Annotated in this window: 13 protein-coding genes, 1 tRNA gene and 4 pseudogenes; 11 read left to right on the top strand and 7 right to left on the bottom strand. The window is 68.9% G+C overall.

Annotated features, from left to right (window positions below; genetic code table 11):
* Positions 1-102: 102 nt before the first annotated feature.
* The 4 genes from ACFZDK_RS53130 to ACFZDK_RS53115 all read right to left on the bottom strand — a co-directional run bounded on the left by ACFZDK_RS53130 (position 103) and on the right by ACFZDK_RS53115 (position 8,617).
* The gene (locus tag ACFZDK_RS53130) at positions 103-1,467 is read right to left on the bottom strand and encodes an MFS transporter (RefSeq protein WP_390985920.1); all 1,365 of its coding nucleotides are present in this window, start codon (positions 1,465-1,467) and stop codon (positions 103-105) included.
* 53 nt (positions 1,468-1,520) lie between these two features.
* On the bottom strand, positions 1,521-2,720 hold the full coding sequence (locus ACFZDK_RS53125) for an aminotransferase class I/II-fold pyridoxal phosphate-dependent enzyme (protein WP_390985917.1): 1,200 nt from the start codon (positions 2,718-2,720) through the stop codon (positions 1,521-1,523).
* Positions 2,717-5,884 carry a BTAD domain-containing putative transcriptional regulator gene (locus tag ACFZDK_RS53120; protein ID WP_390985914.1) on the bottom strand — a complete coding sequence of 1,056 codons (3,168 nt, stop codon included), beginning with the start codon at positions 5,882-5,884 and terminating at the stop codon, positions 2,717-2,719. Before ACFZDK_RS53120 ends, ACFZDK_RS53125 begins: the two co-directional genes overlap by 4 nt.
* Before the next feature lie 186 nt (positions 5,885-6,070).
* Positions 6,071-8,617 (bottom strand): 2Fe-2S iron-sulfur cluster-binding protein, encoded by a 2,547-nt coding sequence (locus ACFZDK_RS53115; RefSeq protein ID WP_390985911.1) that lies wholly within the window; start codon positions 8,615-8,617, stop codon positions 6,071-6,073.
* Positions 8,618-8,818: 201 nt separating this feature from the next.
* Here ACFZDK_RS53115 and ACFZDK_RS53110 point away from each other — a divergent pair, with 201 nt between their 5' ends.
* The 5 genes and pseudogenes from ACFZDK_RS53110 to ACFZDK_RS53090 all read left to right on the top strand — a co-directional run bounded on the left by ACFZDK_RS53110 (position 8,819) and on the right by ACFZDK_RS53090 (position 15,327).
* Entirely contained in the window at positions 8,819-9,541 is a 723-nt protein-coding gene (locus ACFZDK_RS53110) for an alpha/beta fold hydrolase (RefSeq protein ID WP_189845490.1), read from the top strand.
* A 15-nt stretch (positions 9,542-9,556) separates the two neighbouring features.
* On the top strand, positions 9,557-9,766 hold the full coding sequence (locus tag ACFZDK_RS53105; RefSeq protein WP_059211200.1) for a 2TM domain-containing protein: 210 nt from the start codon (positions 9,557-9,559) through the stop codon (positions 9,764-9,766).
* 34 nt (positions 9,767-9,800) lie between these two features.
* Positions 9,801-10,293 (top strand): annotated as a pseudogene (locus tag ACFZDK_RS53100) (DUF4188 domain-containing protein).
* Between the two features lie 1,044 nt (positions 10,294-11,337).
* On the top strand, positions 11,338-11,880 hold the full coding sequence (locus ACFZDK_RS53095) for a monooxygenase family protein (RefSeq protein WP_059211199.1): 543 nt from the start codon (positions 11,338-11,340) through the stop codon (positions 11,878-11,880).
* 90 nt (positions 11,881-11,970) lie between these two features.
* The gene (locus ACFZDK_RS53090; RefSeq protein ID WP_390985906.1) at positions 11,971-15,327 is read left to right on the top strand and encodes a BTAD domain-containing putative transcriptional regulator; all 3,357 of its coding nucleotides are present in this window, start codon (positions 11,971-11,973) and stop codon (positions 15,325-15,327) included.
* A 94-nt stretch (positions 15,328-15,421) separates the two neighbouring features.
* Here ACFZDK_RS53090 and ACFZDK_RS53085 read toward each other — a convergent pair whose 3' ends face one another.
* Positions 15,422-15,910, bottom strand: a complete 489-nt coding sequence (locus tag ACFZDK_RS53085; protein WP_390985903.1) for a hypothetical protein — start codon at positions 15,908-15,910, stop codon at positions 15,422-15,424.
* A 488-nt stretch (positions 15,911-16,398) separates the two neighbouring features.
* Here ACFZDK_RS53085 and ACFZDK_RS53080 point away from each other — a divergent pair, with 488 nt between their 5' ends.
* From ACFZDK_RS53080 to ACFZDK_RS53060, 5 genes and pseudogenes are all read left to right on the top strand, one after another.
* Positions 16,399-16,656 (top strand): NUDIX domain-containing protein, encoded by a 258-nt coding sequence (locus tag ACFZDK_RS53080; protein ID WP_390985900.1) that lies wholly within the window; start codon positions 16,399-16,401, stop codon positions 16,654-16,656.
* Entirely contained in the window at positions 16,653-16,805 is a 153-nt protein-coding gene (locus tag ACFZDK_RS53075) for a hypothetical protein (protein WP_390985897.1), read from the top strand. Before ACFZDK_RS53080 ends, ACFZDK_RS53075 begins: the two co-directional genes overlap by 4 nt.
* Positions 16,806-16,946: 141 nt before the next feature.
* A complete protein-coding gene (locus ACFZDK_RS53070) occupies positions 16,947-18,239 on the top strand; it encodes an IS1380 family transposase (protein WP_390985894.1) in 1,293 nt (430 codons plus the stop codon).
* A gap of 726 nt (positions 18,240-18,965) precedes the next feature.
* Positions 18,966-19,133: pseudogene (locus ACFZDK_RS53065) on the top strand (ATP-binding protein); the annotation flags it as partial.
* A gap of 74 nt (positions 19,134-19,207) precedes the next feature.
* Positions 19,208-20,014: a hypothetical protein gene (locus tag ACFZDK_RS53060; protein WP_390985891.1), complete on the top strand. Its 807-nt coding sequence runs from the start codon at positions 19,208-19,210 to the stop codon at positions 20,012-20,014.
* On the opposite strand, the pseudogene ACFZDK_RS53055 reads toward ACFZDK_RS53060, so the two are convergent.
* A pseudogene (locus ACFZDK_RS53055) lies at positions 20,005-20,232 on the bottom strand (hypothetical protein); the annotation flags it as partial. The gene ACFZDK_RS53060 and the pseudogene ACFZDK_RS53055 sit on opposite strands and share 10 nt — an antisense overlap.
* 596 nt (positions 20,233-20,828) lie before the next feature.
* Between ACFZDK_RS53055 and ACFZDK_RS53050 the strand changes: the two are divergent.
* A tRNA-Met gene (locus ACFZDK_RS53050) sits at positions 20,829-20,905 on the top strand.
* A 279-nt stretch (positions 20,906-21,184) separates the two neighbouring features.
* Here the strand turns inward: ACFZDK_RS53050 and ACFZDK_RS53045 are convergent.
* Positions 21,185-21,518: pseudogene (locus tag ACFZDK_RS53045) on the bottom strand (WhiB family transcriptional regulator).
* Between the last annotated feature and the right edge of the window lie 158 nt (positions 21,519-21,676).

Genomic DNA, 21,676 nt, shown 5'->3' with positions numbered 1-21,676 from the left:
CAGCGGGAACAAGGACCTAGACAATCCTCATTCTTGCTGGTCAGAGGCACTTTCTGCTTTCCTGCCCGCCTGCCGGACACCCCGCTTCATGAAAGCGTGAGGTTAGTTCCGTTGCCCCTCCGCTTTTTCCTGGGCGCCGGCACGCGGCGCCGCTGTGTGGGCGCGCTTGTCCAGGGTGTACCGGCGTTGCAGCACGATGGCGATCGTCATGAGGACGGCTGGCACCAAGGTGAAGCCGTAGCGGACGGCCGCCAGCGCGCCGGGAGACTGCGTGGTGTGCTGGCCCGCGCTACTGGCCGCGAACCCGCCCGCAGTCAGGCAGGCCGAGTACACGTACGGCCCCAACGCGCCGCCGGTGGCCTCGGCGGCGGTCCAGACGCCGGTGTAGCTGCCCGCGCCGGCGGCACCGGCCGGCCCGGCGGCGGCGATGACGTCGGGCACCATCGACAGCGGCATCAATTGCATGGCGGCGAACGCGACGCCCAGCACGGCCACGGCTGCGATCAGCAGGGGCAGGCCGGCCGCGGCGCCCAGAGCCAGCACCAGCGAGCCGGCCACGAACGCGGCCTGGGCGACGAGCAGGCTGAGCTGCTTGCCGAGACGCCGGGCCACCAGTACCCACAGGGGCGTGGTCAGGACGGCCGGCGCCATGAACGCCGCGATGAGCACGGTCGTGAGGGAGGAGCGGCCCAGCTCGTACTCGGCGAAGTACGGCATGGCGGCCAGGACCAGGTGCATCGTGATCCCGGCGGTCAGATACGACGCGGTCAGCGCACGGAACTGCCGGTCACGCAGCGCCACCAGCAGCCCGCCCCGGTGGCCCGGCTCGGCCGGGGTGCCCGGCGCCGCCCGGCTGAGGCGCGCGACGCCGGTGATGCCGACCAGCATCGCCGCGAGCATGACCGCGCCGAGCCACAGAGCCATTCTCGTGTAGTCGCCGACGCCCGGATCGTCGCCGGCGACCGCCGGCGCGGCCACGCCGGCGAGCAGGACGCTCACGGTGATCACGACACTGCGGTAGCCCATGAGCCGGGTCCGCTCGTGGTAGCCGATGCCCAGGTCGGCCGGTGTGGCGAGGTAGGAGACCTGGTAGCACGAGTAGAGCAGGTTGCCGGCGACCAGCGCCACCGCGACCCATATCGCGGCGGTCGTCCCGTGCAGGTCCGACGGCACGGCGAACATCGCCACGAAGGCGAGCACCACGACGCAGCCGATCGACATCAGTTGCCGGCGGTGACCGGCGGTGGCCAGGTTGGCATCGGAGATCCGGCCCACCCACGGGTGTAGCACGACATTGACGACATTCGGCAGCAGCAGCGCGAGGCCGGCCGCCTGCGGCGGCACGGCCAGGACGTCGGTCAGGAAGTACAGCAGGAAGATGCCCGGCACGGTGACCCAGATGCCCATGCCGATCGAACCGGCGGCGAACGGGACGAGTGCGCGCAGGGGGAGCCGAACGTTGGTCATGAGCCGCCTTCCGGGAATCCGCCACAGGGGGCCGTCGTTGTTCGCGTGCGTCGTCAGAAGGACAGGGCCAGCCGGCGTACGGCCTCACGCAGTTCCTCCGGAGTGCGGTCGCCGTAGGACAACCGCAAGTGCCGGTCCGAAGACCGCTGTCGAGGGTCCGCAGCGAAGAACTCGCCCGGCTGATAGACCACGCCGTGGGCGGCCGCCCGCTGGAACAGCACCGTGGGGTCCACGGTGTCGTCGGTGAGCCGCGGCCAGAGGAAGAGCCCGCCTTCGGGGGCCACGATGTCGAGGGCGCCCGGGAGTTGTTCCCGCAGGGCGTCGATCAGCACACGGGCGCGTTCCTGGTACAACGCGGAGGCGCCGCGCACGATCCGGTCGAAGCATTGGGGGTCGTCGGTGAGCAGCCGTTCGATGATCGCCTGGGTCACCGAGGATGTGTGTACGTCGAGGCGGTTGCGCAGCCGGATCACCGGGTCCACGAGGTGGTCCGGCAGCACCAGCCAGCCCACGCGCCAGCCGGGGCCGAGGGTCTTGGTGAAGGTGTTGACGTGGATCGCCCGGTCCGACTGGTGGAAGGCCGCGACACCCTGGTCCCGGCCGGCGAAGCGCAGTTCGCGGTACGGGTCGTCGACGATCACGTAGAAGCCGTACCGCTCGGCGAGCTCGACCAGTGCCTGTCGCTTCGGTGCCGAGAGACTGACCTGGGCGGGGTTGTGGAAGTCGGGCACGGTGTAGGCCGCGGCGATCCGGGCTCCGGTGGCGAGCCGCCGGGCGAGGTGTTCGACGTCGAAGCCGTCGGCCACGACCGGTACCGGCAGGATCCGCGTCGTCGCCACCTCCAGGGCCCACAGGAAACCCGGGAACACCGGATCGTCCACCGCGACGGTGGCGCCGCGCTCGACGACGGTCAGCACCGACAGCGCGAGGCCGTGCATGCCGCCGTTCGTCACCACGATCCGGCTCGGGTCGACGCCCTCCCGCTTCGCGATCCAGTCGCGCAGCGCCTCGGATCCGCGCGCTGGCGAGTACTGGAGGGACGCGATCACGGCGTCGGGGTCCTGCCACAGCTGCGCCGATGCCCGGCCGATCGCCTCGCCGGGCAGAGCCTCTGGCGCGGGGATGCCGCCCAGCAGGCGAATCGTTCCGGGGACAGGGGCGGCCAGGCTGGCATCGACGAAGCCCTTCGGCGCCGAGAGCCCACGGGCCAGGGCCGTCAGCCCGCTCTGTTCCTCATCAGGGCCTGCGGTCATGCCTTGCCTCCAGGTTCGGAGAGGAGTCGTTCGGCGCGTCGCGCGAACAGGTGGGCCTCACGCGCGGTGGAGTGCGTATAGGCCCGTTCGGCGGCGGCCCGGACAACGGTGAGGGGTGCGCCGCGGGCCTGCAGCAGGCGTGCCTTCAGCAGCAGGAGCAGCCCTTCGGCGTAGCGCTGGCCGTGGTCCCAGATTGCCTGGTCGGCCCGGTCGAGAGCGGCGTCGGCGCGATCGGGCAGTCCGGCGGCCAGCCACATCTCGGCGATCAGTGCGTAGTGGTAGGCGATGCCCCATTGCGGCGGATCGAGCAGGTGGGCTGCCAGGAGTTCCTCGGCCTCGGCGGCGGCGCCGACCGGATCCTCGCCGGTGAGGGCGCGTGCCCAGCACCAGAACTGCCGGATGTAGTGGTCGATGTGGGCGCTGAGGCGGGCGAGGCCGGCGGCGACCCACCGCTCACCGGCTCGCCGGGCCCTTTCCGCGTCCCCTGCCATGGAAGCGATCATGGTCGTGTAGTACGCCCAGACCGAGGCCGCGTACGGGTCCCCCGGGGTGTCCCAGGTGTCGACGAAAGCCAGCGCCGTGTCGACATCACCGTGCAGCGCGGTCATGACTGCCCGCCAGCCGGGTCCTTCCCCAGGAATGCTGCCGTCCCGCCGGAGCGGTGTCTCTTCGTCCGGGGCGACGGTGCCGTCGGCGGCGGCGACATCCTCCTTGCTGAGGGACCGGTACGCCTCGCCTATGTTGCCGATGTCCCACTGATGCAGGCCCCAGGCCTGCCGACCGTAGCGTCGGACGGCGGGAGCGGAGGACGCCTGACCGACCTCGTGCATACGGCGGGCCAACTGCCCGCGGCCCTTCTCCATGGAGGTGTAGGCGCCCATCAGACGGATGAAGAGGAAGTCGGCGGCCTCCGCCTCCCGGCCGAGGGTGCGGGCCAGGTACTCGGCGCGTCCCAGCAGATCGAACGTCGAGGCGTCGTACCCCGACTGTCGCCGGACGACGATGGCGAGCAGCGTGAGGGCGGAGAACTCCAGTTCCATGAGTCCTGAAGCCCGGGTGACCTGCACGGCGGAGCGCAGCTGCCGGTTGGCGGACTCGAAGGCGAGTTTGGCCGCCGCGCGGCGCCCGGCACGGATCAGGGCCTCCGCGGTGCGACCGGGCTCGGCGAGGGGTCCGGCGGCCCACAGGTGGTAGGCGAGGCGTTCGGCGACGTCCTCGTCGTCGGCGTGGATCTGTTCGAGGGCGTCCGCGACGCGCAGATGCAGCTGGGTGACCTGCTGCTTCGTCGCGGTCTCGGAGACCGACTCGCGCACCAGGTCGTGTGCGAAGCGGAGCGAGGACGGGTCCTGCGGTCCGGGTTCGAGCAGCCCGAGCGTATGCAGCGGTTCCAGGCGGTGGAGACAGTCCGCGACGCCCACACCGGTGGCGCGGGACAGCAGCCTGAGGTCGACGTCGCGGCCGATGAGCGCGGCCACGTGCAGCAGGTCGCGGGCGCGGTCGTCGAGCCCGGCCATCCGGTCGCGGACGACGTCATGGACGGTGGTGGGGACCCCGGCCGCTGCGGACGCGTCCCCGTCGCCGATCGCACCGGCCCCGCTGAGCAGCCGGGACAGTTCGCGGACGAAGAACGGATTGCCGGAGGTACGGGCGTGGATGGCGCGGGCGACGGTGTCGCCCGGATCCTGACCGGCCTCGTGGCGGACGAGTTCGGCCACATCGGCCGGGCCGAGCGGGCCGAGCCGGAACCTCCGGTGACCGGGCCGCCGGCTGGCGGCGGCCAGCACCCGGGAGAGGTCCGGGCCGACTGTGGGTGCGCGGTCACGCAACGCGCCGATGATCGCCGTACCTTGGGGCAGCCGCCCCGCCAGATGCTGCAACAACTTCAGGGAGGTGGCGTCGGCCCACTGGAGGTCGTCGAGTATCAGGAGTGTCGGCCGCCGCGCCGCGGCCTCTGCGACGAGGGCTACGACCTGTTCGAACAGCCGGAACTGGGCGTTGCCGTCGGGAAGTTCCCGGGTTGCGTCGTCCCGCGCCGCGAGGAGGCTTCCCAGCCCGCCGGTGAGCCACTGTTCGCCCGCCGCGGCGGGCAGACTGCGGACTATCTGGCCAAGTGCCTCCTCCCAGGGCCACATCGCCGGTGTCCCCTCGCCCTCCTGGCAGGAGCCCCAGACGGTGAGCGCACCCAGGCGGTCTGCCACGGCGGCGGCCTCTTCCAGCAACCGCGTCTTGCCCGCGCCCGGTTCGCCTTCGACAACGCCTATCGCGGTGTCGCCGGCGAGTGCGTGCTCCACGATGCGCCGCAGCGTGGCGAGTTCCTCGGCCCGGCCGATCAAGATGGCCCCCGTGGTCCGCCCGACCTCCTCGTCCGTCTCCCGCGCAAGCAGCGACGCCGGGGTCTGCGTGAGAATCCGCCGCTGGGCATCCTCCAGCGCCGGACCCGGGTCGATGCCGAGTTCCTCGGCGAGCCGGTCGCGGGCCTGGCGGAACACCGACAGCGCCTCCGCCTGGCGCCCAGCGGCGCCGAGCACGCCGATGAGACCGGCCAGCACGGCTTCGTTGAACGGTGCCATCGATGCGGCCAGTTGCAGAGCCGCGAGCACCCGCTCCGGTCGGCCCATCGACACGGCAAGGTCCGCCGCCGCCGTGCACGCGTCGTAGAACTCGTTGTCGAGTGCGGCGAAAACGGTCGCGGCGAGCGTCCCCTCGGCGATACTGTCGCCCGCCGAGCCGTGCCAGAGCCCGAGCGCTCCGACGTAGTGATCGAGGGCCGCCTCGTGCTCGTGCCGGGTCAGCGCGGCCCTGGCGGCATCGACGAGTTCGCGGAAGGCGACGAGGTCCAGCGCGGCGGAGCCGGCGAGGAAGAGGTAGGAATTGCCGCGACGGTGGAGGAACGAGCCGGCTTCACGGACGGGCAGCAGAGGCTCGAACAGCCGTCGCAACGCGCCGACGTACTTCTGGAGAATGTTCACAGCAGACGCCGGGACGTCCTCGGCCCAGATCAGGTCGACCAACTCGCTCGTACTGATCGGCTTGCCCGCGCGGGCGAGCAGGATCGCGAGCAGGTACGACTGCTGCCGAGGCCCGGGGTCCAGTTCGACGCCGTCGCGCCAGATCCGCAACGGACCGAGAACCTGCAGCCGCAGAGGCGCAGCGGAGGAAGCCATTCCTTTTCCCGTTCCCAGCCTTGGACGGCCTTCGCCGCCATCCACCGTCCATGGTGTCTCAAGTCCCGTGGCGGGCAAAGCGATTACCAAGATAGGGATGACCGTCACCATCGCGGCGGATACCTCCCGACGGTTTAGACGGTTTATGCGCCACCGGCACATGCAGTAACGCTCACCGGTTCCGCCTTACTGGCCGATCACCAGGTCCCCGGTGGGCAGTGTCTGGCAGGCCAGCCGCCAGCCCGCCTCCAACTCGTCGGCGGAGAACATCCCGCGGTCGTCGGTCTCGTAGGCGCCGCACAGCACCCGCACCCGACAGGTACCGCAGGCGCCCTCGCCGCACGACTGGGGCAGTGCGACGCCGACGGCGTTGGCGGCATCGAGGACCGACTGCCCGGGGCTACAAGGGAACGCCGGGGCGCCGACAGCCGTGCCGATCATGAACTTGGTGACACCGGCCGCCGCGGCAGCAACCGCGATGGCATGCGCCTTCTCCCGGCGGGTCTCCCTGCTCCGGCCCGACACGAACGCCTCGGTGCGGATGGCCTCTCGCGGCACCCCCAGTTCCGCCAGGCGGCCGATCAGGTCCTGCATCATGGGCGCCGGCCCGCACAGGTGCACGCGGGTCGCCGGGCCCGCGTGGGGCAGCAACTCGTCGTAACCGATCCGGCCTTGCCGGTCGGTCGCGAAGACCGACACCTCCAGCCCCGGCAGCCGGGACCGCAGCGCCTCGATCTCCGGCCCGAACAGCACCTCGTCCTCGCTCCGGTAGCTCGCCAGCAGGACGACCCGCCCCGTGTGACCGGCGTCGGCGGCCGCAAGCAGGACACTCATCAGCGGGGTGATCCCGACTCCCCCGGCGATGAGCAGGAGTGGGTCCGCCGTGCCTTTCGCGGAGCCCGGCTCCCAGGTGAACTCGCCATGCGGGCCGCTCACCCGCATCGCCAGCCCGGCCTCCAGATCCTTGTGCAGGAATCCCGAGCCCAGCCCGTCCGGCTCGTGCTTCACTGCGATCTCGACGAAGCCGCTCTCCCCCGGACTGCTGCAGATCGAGTACGACCGCTCGATCGGCTCGACGGCGACGGGCAGGTCGACCTTCACGCACTGCCCGGCGACGAACGAGAACGGCATCGTGCCCCCGTCCAGGGATTCGAAGCGGAACCTCCGGACCGTCGGGGTCAGCACCTCGATGCGGGCCACGCGCAGATAGCCCTTCCAGGGCCCGGCCGCATCCCGGGTGATCCCGCCCGAACGGATGGCCCGCCACATCGTCCCGAGCTGCCGCGGTTTCAGAACGGCATTGGCCACCATCAGCCCGCCCGCCAGCGCCCCCACCACACCGGAACCCCAGGCGTCCTGCCCCGCCACGAACAGACCCCTGACCGGAGTACGGCACCCGGCCCGCGCCGAGCGCAACCGCTGGGGAGTCGCCGCGAGCCCGTAGAAGGATCCCCGCACGCTGCGCTGATACGTCTCGAAAGACAGCGGAGTCGCCAGTTCGGCGAACGCGATCGTCTCCCGGAAGCCGGGCCAGCGTTCCTCCAGGCGGGCGCGCAGCCGTTCGGTCAGCTCGTCCTTGAACTTCCGGTAGCTGTCCGGCCGTTCGGCCCCGGGCGTGCCGCGCCACTGGTCGACCACCTTGGGATCGACGAGTTCCAGCAGCTCCACCGTGTGGTGTCGGGCGGCCGGGTTGTTGAGCGAGGCGAAGGAGACGTACAGCGTGCCTTCCCCGGGCGGGCGGTGAACGCCGTCGGGCTCGTCGAGATCCGGCATGAACCAGTGGTTCTCGCCGCGCAGTCCGAACTCGGCCGGCGACCGGTCCAGTCCGAGAAACAGCATGACCGCCGACCGTTCCTCGGGCAGATCCGCCAGTTCGTGGCTCTTCCCGATCAGGGCGTACGTGTTGCGTACTCCGGCCGCCGAGACGACGGTGTCCGTCCGCACCCGGTAGCGGCGGCCGGTGGCGGTGTCCTCGACGTCGACGCCGGCCACCTTGCCGCCTTCTAGGAGGACCTCGTGAACCGTCTGCCGGGGGCGCAGCTCCACGCCGTACCGTCGCAGGATCTCGAGAACGACCCGGTTGAGCTCCTGCGGGCCGCCCACGGGATGTGCGGTGCCGTCCATGAAGAAGGTCAGCGGGACCGCCCCGTGGTAGCCGAACGCGCTCGATGCCGGCGGAGTGCCGTAGAGCCCCCATCGGGCGGCCAGAACGACCCGCAGGCGCGGATCGCGGAAGCTGCGGGCAACCTGGTCACGCAACAAACGGAACGTCGACGGGAAGAGCCGCTCGACGATGGGCGCGCCCGCTTTTCGTACGCCGTCGGGGAACGATGCGAGGACATTGCGCGCGGTCAGCCCGGCCATGGCCCAGCGCGTGGTCCGGAAGAATCGGTCGATCGCGTCGGACTCGGCAGGGAACCGTTCCTTCAGACGCTCACGGAACCGCTCCTTCCCGGCGGGGACGGCGAAATCGAACCCCGGGAAGTGCAGCGCGTCGTACTCGTCCGGCAGGGGCGAGAGCTGCGCCCTTCCGTCCGTCATGAACCCGAGGAACGGGCCGGCGCTCGCACTCATGTAATGCAGCCCGGTGCCGAAGCGGTATCGGCCGGCTCGGGAGAACTCGTGCGTCATCCCGCCGAGCGTGTAGTGCTGTTCGAGGACGAGAACGCGTTTCCCGCCGAACTGCGCGATCGTGCGCGCCGCCGCGAGACCGCCCATACCCGACCCGATCACAACGACATCGACTTCCTCGTCCGACCCCATCGGCACCCCCAGTCGTCTGTCCTCCGAGGCGCTCAGATTGGTCGAACCGGCTTGACGTCGACTGAATGACCAGTGAAGCCCGCCCGGAACCAGGTCCCGGGCGCATTCAATTCCCGTCCAGTGCGACGCCATAGCTTTCTGTCGGCCGTCATCCGAAGGAAAGGTTGGCCCATGGTGAGCGGGAATCCGACGATCGTGCTCGTACACGGAGCCTTTGCCGACGGCAGCGGCTTCAACGCCGTCGCCAAGCGACTTGTCGCCGACGGCCATCCAGTGGTCGCCGCGCCGAATCCACTGCGGGGGCTCGCCTTTGACGCGGCTCAGGTCAGGGCGCTGCTGGACAGCATCGAGGGACCGATCGTGCTGGTCGGGCACTCGTACGGCGGTGCGGTCATCTCAACTGCCGCCGCGGGAAACACGAAAGTGAAGGCACTGGTCTACCTGGCGGCGTTCGTGCCGGAGACGGGCGAGAGCGCGCAGGCACTGGTCGAGAAGTTCCCGGGCAGCACCGTGGGCGAGTCCCTGAAGCCGGTGCCGCTGCCCGACGGACAGGTGGACCTCTACATCGACCCGAAGGTCTTTCACCCCCATTTCGCGGCCGACGTGTCCGCGGAGGAGGCTGCCCTCTACTCGATCACGCAACGCCCGGCCACCGGCGCCGCCCTGGGCGAGCCCGCCACCGGTCCACAGGCGTGGCACACGATCCCGAACTACAACCTGATCAGCGGCGCCGACAGGATCATCCCCCCGGCGACGCAGGAGTTCATGGCCCAGCGCTCCGGCGCGAAGACCCAGGTGGTCGAGGGTGCTTCGCACATGGTGTTCGTCTCCCGGCCGGGTGCGGCGGTGGGCCTCATCGAGACGGCCGTGCGGGAGCAGACCTCGATCCGATGATCCACGGGAGGGAAAATGCACAAGAGCGAAAAGGCCATGAGGTGGGGCCTGCGGATCCACCTTTTCTGGTACGTCATCGCCAATGCAGCCCAGGTGGTGCTGTGGGCGATTCTCACATCCGACCACTTCTTCTGGCCTCTGTGGTCGATTCTGGGCTGGGGTATCGGGCTGCTGATCCACTTCTTGGCGATTCGTTCGAAGTTCCGATCACTCGCCCGGTCATGATCTGAACCATCGCAACGAGTCCCAGAGGAGGATCATGTCCGGGAAAGTGGTTCCGAGTCGCAACACTGCCGCCGGCCGAAGGCGATGTCGTCGTCTTCCACATCGGGCTGCGCATCAACCGACTCCTGGCATTCTCCAGCTGGTTGCCGGCCTTCATGTCGATGCCACGCATGCTGCGCGAGCTCTCACAGGAGAAGAGCAGCGGGCTGCTCGGCTACAAGGTGCTCTACGGAGGGCTCCGGGAGTTCTACGTCGTCCAGTACTGAACCGACGAGGAACGGCTCCTCGCGTACGCCCACCAGCAGGACAAGGAACACCGGCCCGCATGGACGGCGTTCAACCGACGAGCACGTGCCGGGAAGGGACACGTGGGTATCTGGCACGAGACGTTCATCGTCCCGGCAGGCTCCTACGAAACGGTGTACGACGACATGCCCGCATACGGCCTCGCTGCCGCGACGGGTGTCGTGCTGGTCGGCCGCCGCGGGGATACGGCGGCCCAGCGGCTGAGTGCGGCGAAGGAGTAGGCGTCCGTCCCGCGAGGAACTGAACCGCCTTGAGCTACAGGGAAATCACGAGGAATGGCCAGGCGCGGATCGACAAGCAAAAGCGCAGACAGCCGAAGCCTGAACGAACAGCACCAGCGCCGACGCCTGCTGTTCACGTTCAACTCCACCACTCCAGCAACATGGTGGGGAGTTTCAGAGGTAAGGGAGTGATCTGTCCGAGCGGCATCCGCCAGGGCTGGTCGGCGCAGTCTTGGTCCGTGGGGCCCATCGAAGCCCCAGCAAGCCTGGAAGATCATGCGGACGTGATGTGGGCGGATCACACGCCCCTGCGAACCGCCCGCGGCACACGCCCTACCAGGGCATGCAGCGCTCTGGCCGGAACGATCACCGCAGTGGGGTGATGGCTGAGTGTCTACATCGGCGGATGTCACGCGGGCCAACTTCGAGTGTGGCTCTCCTGTAGGGACGGGGGAGAAACTGCCCGCCGCAGCTTCGGGATCGCGAGCTTGAGGTCGCCAGCCGGCGTGGTCCCTGATCTTCACACTCCCCTCGGCCTCGATCAGTTCCTGCGGCAGCCGCTCGGCCACCTCGCGGACGAGTTCAAGACCATCTGCCGAACGTAATGACTACAGTTGAGTAGGGAATTTCACCAGCCGACGGGTGCACGCCAGGAGGCGGGACCCGCGCACTCAACCGTGGAAATCCCCTACGCCGCTCGGCGGCAACGCCGTTGCACTGCGTGGGTGTTGGTCCCGCTGGAACTGGTACTTGCGGGATGTCTTGTAGTAGCGGTCCTTCAATTAACGCCGCCGCATACCGAGAGACCGGCGCCCTCCAATTGACGTGGAGTGGACCCCTCCGGGGACCGCGATCCAACGTTTGCAAACTCCGCCTGGGCAGAGGGTTGCTGTGCGCACGCGTCGGCGGCCTGCTCGCCGAACTCCACAGCTGAGTGCGACCGCACGGATGCCGCCGCCCGCGCATTCAGTCGACGTCAAGTGTCCATTCCGTGCCCGTCACTAGCTTTGGCTCGTCACCCAACGAGCCAAGGAGGCACCAGCGATGCCTACGCGCGTCAATCGGCAGACAGTCGACCTCACTCCGTATCCCGACCTCGTGGTCGTCTACCTCGGTATGCGAGTCAATCGGCTCTACGGCCTACGCACCTTGGCCGGCTACGGCCCGCAGATCGGTCAATCCGGGAAAGACCAGCCGGAAGGCCTGCTGTCGCACGAGTCGCTGCTGTGGTCGCTGTTCCCCATGCACGTCGGCATCCGCCAGTACTGGCGCGACCTGCCTTCGCTCTTGTCATGGGCGCGGTCCGAACCGCACCGGCGCTGGTGGCGAGATTTCCTGCGCGACAGCGGCGGCACCGGCTTCTGGCACGAAACGTACCTGATCCGCGGCGGTATGGAGGCGGTGTATGACGACATCCCGAGCCGTCGGGGCTTCGCCTCCTTCGCCCCCGTGCGGCCGGCGCGCGGCCACCTGTTCGGCTCGGCCACGCGAGTCGGACGTCCTGAAGAAACCGCCGCACCGGTCGTCAGCGAGGAAGAGCTCTACACGCCCGACGCCCAGCCGGAACCCACCGACGGAACGGCTTGATATAGCGTCGGCTCGGCGTCCGGAACGGCTCCCGTCTGCACCTCGGAAGTCACTCCCGCCGGACGGGAGCGAAACGATAAGCTTCCAGCGATGGCCGTTCCGGAGGCGAGAGGTACCGCGGTGTCAGTCCCCGTAGTCCCCTCTGGCGGTGAGGATCAGCCGGCTGGCCGATCTTCGCCATATCTGCAGATCTTGGGCCCGCTACGGATCTGGCGCGACGGTGTCGAACTGGATGCCGGGCCACCACAACAGGCATACCTCCTGGCGCTGCTGCTGGCCCGCGCCGGCCAGCCAACCAGCACGAGCGAGCTGATCGACCTGATCTGGGGCGATGACGTACCCAACAGCGCGCTCAACATCATCCACAAATACGTCGGCGCGTTGCGGCGACTGCTCGAACCCGCGATCCCCGCCCGTGAAACCGGCTCCTACCTGCACCGCCGCGGCAACGCCTATCTGTTCTCCGCCGCCCCCGGCGCCCTGGACCTCCTCACCTTCCGAGAACTCGTTGCGACCGCCAAAGAGGCCATGGCACAGCAACGCCAGGAAACGGCGCTCGACCGCTATGTCGAAGCGCTCGGTCTCTGGCGGGGTCGGGCGGGCGACGGGTTCACCCACAGGTCGACCGCACTGCCGATCTTCACCGGTCTCGACGACGAGTTCCACACGGCGTGCACCGAAGCGGCCAAGCTGGCCGTGTCGCTGCGCCGACCGGCATCGGTGCTGTCGGCGCTGCAACTCGCCGCATCGACCTCGCCGTTCCACGAACCCGTCCACGCCGGTCTCATCACCACCCTGGGGGCCGCGGGACGCCGGGCCGAGGCACTGTCGGCGTACCACAGGGTCCGCGCCTGCCTCGCCGACGAACTCGGCATCGATCCCGGTCCGGAAATACGGGCCGCACACCTGCAAGTGCTGACGCAGCCCCAGACCTCGCCGCCCGTGGCGAGTACGGCCGGCGCTTCGGCGCGGAAGGAAGCCGGCCTCGTCGGCAGGGTCGAGGAACTCGCCGTACTGCGCCAAGCCGTCGAGAAGGCTTTCACCGGCAGTGCGGCGCTCGGCATCGTCCAAGGGGAGCCGGGCGTGGGCAAGACCCGGCTACTGCAGGAGATCGCTGCAGAAGCGAGTCGGCGTGGCGCGCTGATCGTTTGGGGTTCGTGCCTGGAAGGCGACGGAACACCGTCGATGTGGCCCTGGGAACAGACACTCCGCCCGATTCTCGACAGCCTGCCCGCACCGTTGCGGGAGAAGTGGCTCGCCAGCGAGCTCGGCGCACTCCTCCAATCTCCAGACGACTACGCCACCGGGTCGGCGATTCCCGACAGCCGTGCACAGTTCCGCCTGTTCGAGCAGGTCGTCACCGTCGTCGGGCAGGCCTCGGCGCAACAGCCCATGCTGCTGATCGTCGATGACCTGCAGTGGGCCGACGCCGCCTCACTCCAGTTGTTCGGCCACCTGACGGCCCGGCCGCCCACCGGCACGGTGATCATCGGAGCGCTACGCGATCGCGCACCCGCACCCGGCTCCAGCCTGTCGCGGGTCCTGGCCACGGCCGGCCGGCTGCCCGGCCACCGCAGGATCCGGCTCGGCCCGCTCGGCCTGACCGACGTGACCGAGCTCATCCGCCGCGAAACTGGCCGCGAGCCCGGCGCCGAAGTCGCCCGCGGCATCCATGCTCGCACCGCCGGCAATCCGTTCTTCGTCCAGGAGCTGTCCCGGCTGCTCAGCGAGGGCGGTTCGCTCGGCGACGGCGGCGCATCCGCACCAGCCGGCGTGCCGGCCACCGTGCGAGACGTCGTCCGTGATCGGATGACCGGCCTCGACGACAGCGCTCACGGCCTGCTGCGCACCGCCGCGGTCATCGGCCGCGACGTGGACCTCGACCTGCTCGCCCGCACGATGGGCGTCGAGATCGCGGAGTGCCTCGAACGCCTCGAACCGCTGCAAGAACTCGGTCTCCTGGAGGCCAAGCCGCAAGACCCGTTCTCGTGGCACTTCGCGCACGACCTGATCCGCGAGTCGATCACCGAGACCACCGCGCGGCAGCAGGCCGTCCAGCTGCATCTGTGTGTCGCCGACGCCCTCGAACCCATCCACGCCGACGACGAGTTCGTCGCCGAACGCCTCGCCTACCACCTGTGGGCCGCCGGCCCCCTGGCCGACCCGGGTCGCACCGCGAAGGCACTGGCGCGCGCCGGTCGCCGCGCGGCGACCAAGCTCGCGTTCGCGGCCGCCTATCGGAACCTGGAATCGGCCATCCAGATCGCCCGGACAGCAGGGCTGCTGGAGATCGAACTGTCCGTCCTGGCGCTGCTCAACCTCCTCGCCGTCGAGCCTCCGGGAATGGGCGGCTCGACGTACGATCTGCTGGAACGGGGCGCATACTTGGCCCGCAGACTCGGCCGCGAGACGGCCGAGGCCGAGTTTCTCTTCTATCGGATGACCGGGGCCTACGTCTCCACCGAGAAAGACCGTGGGATGTGGGCTCGCCGGCTGCATGAGCAAGGCCAGGCATCCGCGGACCCGAAAATCCAGGCGTACGGCCGGCAGGCCTGGGGCCTGTACCACTGGGATATCGGCGACATCGGCGCGGCGTATCAGTGTTTCAGCTGGCTGGGCCGTACCACTGCGGACGACGTTGCCTCGCTGCTCGCGAACTCGGCCGACCCGCACCCGGGACCGGCTCAAGAAAGTCTGTACCACCTTGCCGACCAGGTCGGGGGTGTCCCGATTCGACGCCGTGACGACCGCGGACGCTGGCGGATCCCCGATGAGTGGATCGGCTATTTGGGGGTCATTACCTCGCTGCATGGCGATGTCGAGACGGGGCGGTCCCTGCTCGGCACGGTGTACCAGGCCGAGGGGGACCTCTTCGAGATGTCGGGCTGGACCCGTTACCAGACCATGGCCGCCTCGATGGCCGGTGACGCGGACTGGGCGATGCGAGCGACCGAACGGTGGGTCGCGGCCAGCGCCGACCTTCCCGGCGTCGCCCAGGAAACCTATATACGGCTGGACTGGTACTGGGCCCGTGCCCTCACCGGCGATGACCCGGCCGGCGCCGCGGCCAAGGCCGAACAGCTCCTGGCCGCGACCCTGGCCGACCCGCCGAGATGGGGCCTCGCCTACTGGTACGGACTGGTCGCCGAGATGTGGCTGGCAGCCGAGCTGCCCGACCGGGCCGCTTCCGCCCTCGACCAGGCCGACCAGGCCATCAAAGCCCACGGCCAACGCTACGCCGAAGGGCTTCTCCTGCTACTGCGCGCGCGCCTGCTGCAGGCCCGCGGCGAACCCGTCGATGTCGTGCGAGCCGCCGCCGACGAAGCCCGCACCCGATCCGGCGAACGCGGGGCCCACCTCTTCGCTCGCCGCGCCGAGAGGTTCCTGGCCGATCTCGACCAGAATCCCGGAGCCCCATTCATACGCCACTCTCATGAACCTTCGTAGGTTGATGAGTCCGGTGACGGCGACGAGGAGCTCGGGGAACTTCTCGATCGGTGCGCGGTAGCGTCCGCCTCCTCGCTCAGGATCCGCCAGGACTTCACGTAGGCGGCGCGTTCGACGGCCGCGCGGACACTGGAGAGTAGGGCGTTGTCCCGCTTGTGGTTCTCCGAAGGTCGCGGCCGGGTAGGCGCTTGTACGGCACGAGGTCGACGCCGACGTAGCCGAGGTCTTTCAGGCCCGAGGCGGCGTAGGCGTGCGCGTCGTGGCGCGCCCCGGGTATCGGCACCGGTCCAACCGCGACGAGATCGCCATCCATCGAGCAGGCGATCTGCACATTCATGCCGGCGTACCCGGCCTTGACCGAGTACAGGTCGTTGTGGTGGTTCCAGTCCCAGGTGGGGCAGACGGTGCCGTCGATCAGGGCGGTACCGGCCCGGACTATCGCACGAGGCTCGGCACCAGGTCCGCGAGCCTCGGCGATCAGCGGCCTCAGCAGGCCCCAGCGTCGGGAGACGGTGGCCTGGGAGACGCTGAAGAACCCTGCGGCCACCGCCTGCACGGGGTGGCGGCGCAGCAGATGGAGCACGAGGACGGGACCTCCGGGACACACTCAATGGCTTCGACACCATGCGAACTACCAGAGGTCCCGCGTGTTGACAGGGCGCACACACCCTTAACGCACCGGGGTTGCATACAACGGGACACCACCATCGACAACCGCACACGACGTCAGCGGACATGGCCCAACCCGCCAACCCCCTGGCCCAAGGGGCCTCTTGTGCATCGACATGCCCGCCCACCGACCTTTGCCGTCAACCTCGCCTCGCCCCTGCGCCAAAGCCGCGATGCCCAGCTGAGCGGCTGGATGCGTCTCCTACGCAACGGTGGGGAGGAAAGCCATCTGATCAGCGCAGACAGGGAATGCGTCGGATCTTGTGACCAACCTGATCGCCGTCACCTCCCAGGTGAGTACCGCGACTGGGGGCGTTGACAGTTCGCGCGTCGTGTGGTTGCGGTGGTGCTGGAACCTTTCGGTCCTGCTGTTGTATCGGTGGGGGTGGGTAGGTTCCGCGGATGGGGAAGAGCGAGGTCGTTCCGGAGAAGGTGGCCTGGGTTCTCGTGCGTGACGGGCGGGTGCTGGTGACGCGCAACCGCGGTGTGGATGTCTTCTACTTCCCGGGTGGGAAGCGGGAGTCGGGTGAGTCCGATGCCGAGACCTTGGCGCGCGAGATCGCCGAGGAACTCCAGTCCCGGGTCGATACGGCAACGATGGTGCACGTCGGACCTTTGAGACGCGGAGGGATTACGACGGATGCACCGAGTTCCGGATGATCTGTTACACCGCCGAGTACAGCGGTCCGCTGGTTGCCTCCAAGGAGATCGCAGAGTCGGCTTGGTTCGGCTATGGCGATCGTGCGCGGGTCTCGGCAGTGGACCAGATGGTGTTTGACGTGACCCATGCCGATGGCCAACTGCTTTGAGGGGCAGGTTCTCTGGGCGAGGGGCTGTGCGTCACGAGTAGCTGTCCGACACGTGGGCCCAAAACCAGAAAGTGCCCCTGACCTACAAGAATGAGGATTGTCGAGGTCCTTGTTCCTGCCGTTGCCGGAGGCACTTCCCAGGTGAAGAAGCGTATCGGGTCCTACCCGCGTGTCCGCGTCGAGGGTGGTGGCCGGACGGTGGTCTCGCAGGCGGGAGGCGTCCACGACCCGGGCAAGGTCCTCCTGGACCTCGCGCTGGCGGTCGCGCTTGGCGGGGACTGCCTCGCCGATATCGGGCTGCTGCGGTCCGAGCCGGCCGTGTTCGGGCCGGTGGCCTCCGACCCGACGGTCTCCCACCTGATCGACATCCTCGCCACCGCCGGACCGAAGGCACTGACCGCGATCCGCGCGGCTCGGGCCGACGTCCGCAGCCACGTCTGGGAGTTGGCTGCAGGTCGGGCTCCGGACGCCGGTGGGCGGGTGACCGTGGACCTGGACGGAGTTCTGGTCGTCGCGCACTCGGACAAGCAGGACGCCGCCCCGACCTGGAAGAAGACCTACGGTCACCACCCGCTGATGGGGTTCGTCGACCACGGACCGGGCGGAACCGGCGAGGCCGTCGCGGCCTTGCTGAGGCCGGGAAACGCGGGCTCGAACACGGCCGCCGACCACATCAGTGCCACCCACCTCGCTCTGGCCCAGCTGCCGAAGAAGTACCGGTGCGGGCGGCAGACCCTCATCCGCTGCGATTCCGCTGGCGGTACTCACGAGTTCGTCGCCTGGCTCGCCCAGCGCGGGCGCTGGTTGTCCTACTCGGTCGGCATGGTGATCACCGAGGCAATCCACAGCCACGTCCTCAAGATTCCGGCATCGGCCTGGACCCCGGCCGTCGAGACGGACGGCGAGGTCCGCGACGGCGCCTGGGTCGCCGAACTCGCCGGCGACGTCCTGGACGGCTGGCCCAAGGGCATGCGGCTGATCGTCCGTAAGGAACGACCGCACCCCGGCGCCCAGTTGAGAATCACGGACGCCGTCGGCATGCGGATCACCTGCTTCGCCACGAACACCCTCAACCAGCCGATCGCCGACCTCGAACTCCGCCACCGGCTGCGGGCTCGCGCGGAGGACCGCATCCGGGCCGCGCGTTCGACCGGCTTGCGCAACTTTCCCCTGCATGACACAGCACAGAACGGCATCTGGCTGGAGATCGTCCAGATCGCTCTCGACCTGCTGGCCTGGATGCCCCTGCTCACCCTGACCGGCCAGGCAAGGCTCTGGGAACCGCGCCGCCTGCGGTTCCGCCTGTTCTCCGCGGCTGGCCAGCTCGTCACCACCGGCCGACGCAGCATCCTCCGCCTCGCCCGCCACTGGCCCTGGGCCCACGAGATCACAAGGGCCCTCGAACGGCTCACCCTCCTGCCGAACCCTGGCTGAACAGCAGATTCGCCTGTCCCTACGAAAAGAGAACCCAGCCCGGAGCAGTGGAACCCGGCGCCCACCCGACGCGATGCTCGGGCCACCACCATGCCCACCATCAGCCACAGAAAGCGAAGCGGTCCACCGACTCCGTCGGCGGACCGTCATGCAAGATCGAGGCTAGTGAACCCGGTTATACGAACGTGCGGAATGGTTGATGTTCTGTGAGGTTGCCAAGCGGATCCGACCACCGACAAGACCACTCCGATGTACGGCCTTTGCCGCGACGCCGGTGCCGGCCGTCCGGGCGGGGTGTCGCCAGTTGACGGTCACTTCCTGGACGACGTGAGTCGGAGATGCCGCGGGGGTCGCGAAGGCGATCCGGGGTTGTACTGGTGAAATCGCCTATTCAAGTGTCGCCAGTTCCTCGTGGAACCCATCCTGCTCGTGACTGTGTGTGGTCGCCGGTGTCGAACCGGCTCCGGAGCCCTCCCGGCAGGCCGCGCCCGCGTCGCGACCGAGCGAGACCGCGAGGACGTCGCCCGCTGGTACGACGACTTCTCCAGGGCCATCGGAGAAGCGCCCTCCCAGGACCCCCGCTTGTGGGCGGACACACGCATCACCTACGGAGGGATCCTGTTCTGGGAGACCCCCGACGGCACCCCGTCTCCATCGTCGGCGTGAACCCCATGGTCGCCGGACAGATCCGCCTGGCCATCGCCTACACCCCCAGCCACCTCCGCCCGCATCGAGGTGACCGACCCCGACCCGCGCGCGCTGCCCCTCCTGCTGTCCGCCACGGAGACGGAGGAATCCGGGCGGGGCCTGAGCCTGCTCGACGCGCTCACCGAAAGGTGGGGCGTGGAGCAGGGGCCGGACCGCAAGACGGTCTGGTGCGAGCTACGGAACTGAGACACGTCGGGGCCTGATCACCCATCCGGCGCACAGATCGCGCGCGCCAGGGCGCGGCGGGAGAGGCTGACATCATGCAGCACGGACATCCCAACCACGGCGGCCACGGCGGCGACACGACCCTCGGCTCCCACGGCATGCTGATCGTCGGCGGCGAGGTGCTCTACATGTCGCACCTGCCGATGTTCATGGCCCCGCACAACTTCCAGGTCATCCTGCAGGTGGACGTGGACGACGCCGTCAGCTCGGTGCTCCGCTCCCATCGGCATGTCGTACCCGAAGAGCCCTACGACACGTTCGTTCCCGATGATTTCCCGATGAGCGAACTCGATCCGGAGGGCACCGGCCCGCGACGGACGTCGATGACCGGCACGATCTTCTGCGGCCACTTCGAGCGGAAGGGCGGGCATCACCCGCCGCTCGCCGAACGCACCGTGGTGACCGTCCGGAGCGTCGTTCACTTCGCACAGCTCGATGTGCAGGAGCACACGGGCGACAGCGAGCTGACCTATCTCTGCTTCGGCCGCGGAGGGCAGTTGCACCTCGCGCACCGCATCACCGCGGCGCCCGACTTCGACCAGGTGCTCGACGTCCGGGCCGTCCCGGGCACCGCGACCAACCAGCTCGGTGAGCCACTGCCCGACGACGCGGCCACCATGGAGAAGTTCTTCAGCGAGCGCTTCACCGTGGCCGAACCGATCAGCATCGGACGGAACAACAGCCCTGACCAGCGGGTGGCTCCCCCTGAAACCGTCCGCGGGTTGTTCTTCGCCACCGCGCCGCCGAGCGGCTTCCACGGATTCGCCGTGCAGCTGGAGGCGGAGCGGGAGGTGTACATGGAGACCGGCGACCTGGCCAAGCCCATGGAGTCTCAGGGGTGAGAGGACGTACCCAGCTTCACCCGGGCCGCCACCGGCAGGTGGTCGCTGCCTGTCCGGGGGAGCGTCCAGGAGCTTTCCGGCTCCATGCCCCTGACCATGATCTGGTCGATCAGGGCCATCGGGAAGGACGCCGGCCAGCTGAAGCCGAAGCCGCTGCCCGCCGCGCCCTGCGTGGAGCGCAGCTGTGAGGTGACGGCGTTGAGCGCGCGGTCGTTCATGGGGGTTGATACTTACTGGTGGGCTCTCGTTATCAACTGTCGCCAGTTCCCCGAGGAACCCAACCTGCCGGTGACCGTGCGTGATCTCCAGCGGCGTATCGGCTCCTCGTTCCGCCGGTCTCGTTGAGCAGGCGGGTGGTGGTCTTGTCGTGGTAGCCGAGAGCGTCTGCGACGACGGGAGCGGGCATCTCAAGGAGTTGATCTCCCGCGGGATCGGCCCGGAAAGTGGGGTGCCGGGCGGCTGACGGCATGACACCACCACCCAGGTCTATGCGAGTAGAGCCGCGGGATGAACAAGAAGCGACCTGCGCAATCCTTACCTCACCCTGACCAAGCCTTTCCCAAGCCTCCTGTTTCACGGCAGAGATGGGCCGCTTCCCGCCTGCACCAAGACCGGCCGGCATGGCCGCGTACAGCAGCCCAAGCCACCGACCTCCGTGGATCTCTCACCATGAATGGTGCTGTTCCAACTCCGCGTAGTAGTCGGCCTGCAGGACGGCGTGACCTCGGTACCACCCCGTGGCCGACCCGAGGGACGGCCCGACGGCATAAATCCCTGCCGGCGCCGCGCGGATGCCATACGGTAAAGGGACCGACGCGGGGTGGAGCAGCTCGGTAGCTCGCTGGGCTCATAACCCAGAAGTCGCAGGTTCAAATCCCGCCCCTGCTACCAACATCCGGCTCCCGGCGACATCTCGTCGCCGGGAGCCGGATTCGTTCGGCACCAGGGCTCCAGGTGTATGCCATCGCCAGACGTATCCGGGTATCTTCGCCCGTCAACGGCGTCGGCGTTGACCAACGCCGTCCTCAGCTCCTGCACGCCGCCGGGGCTTGCAGGGCCGTTGCGGAGTCGAGCAGGGCACCGGTGCGCCGCCGTGCGGCCACCTCGCGCCATGTATCTGACGCGTGGGTGCCCGGCATCGCGGCCGCCGCCCTCCGGAGATGAGGTGGCTCAGCCGGTCCCGGACCAGTCTTCGGTGCTGTCGGACGACCGACCGCCAGGCCGTTCGTGCTCGGTGCGCGCGGCGTCCAGGAGAATCCGCCAGGACGTCACTGTGGGGCGCCGGCGCAGCAGACTGCGCCTCTCACGCTCCGTCATGCCTCCCCAGATGCCGTGCTCGATACGGTTGTCCAGGGCGTAGGCCAGACATTCGGTGCGCACCCGGCGCCCGTCGAAGAGGGGCCTTCGCGCTGTTCTGGGCCGCGCCCTCGTCGAAGAGGTCGTCGGGGTCGGCGGTACGGCACTTCGCCCGCGCCTGCCGCCGCACTTCCTCATCCGTGATCATCTCTGTGCTGCCCCTTCCCCTGCCTCCCTGCACCGCGGGGAGGCGCAGGCCGTACGACAACCGCACGGGGTGCAAGATGTCCCGCCGGGCGGCAACTCCACGGCCTGACAGCTCTGTTGACGGTGTCGAGACGGCAAGCCCGGCGCGGGTCGTGCCGA

Origin of the sequence: Streptomyces sp. NPDC007901, assembly GCF_042959465.1 — a bacterium.
Taxonomy (GTDB): Bacteria; Actinomycetota; Actinomycetes; order Streptomycetales; family Streptomycetaceae; genus Streptomyces.
The sequence above is the reverse complement of the archived record's forward strand: the minus strand, read 5'-3'. Positions and strand labels throughout refer to the sequence as shown.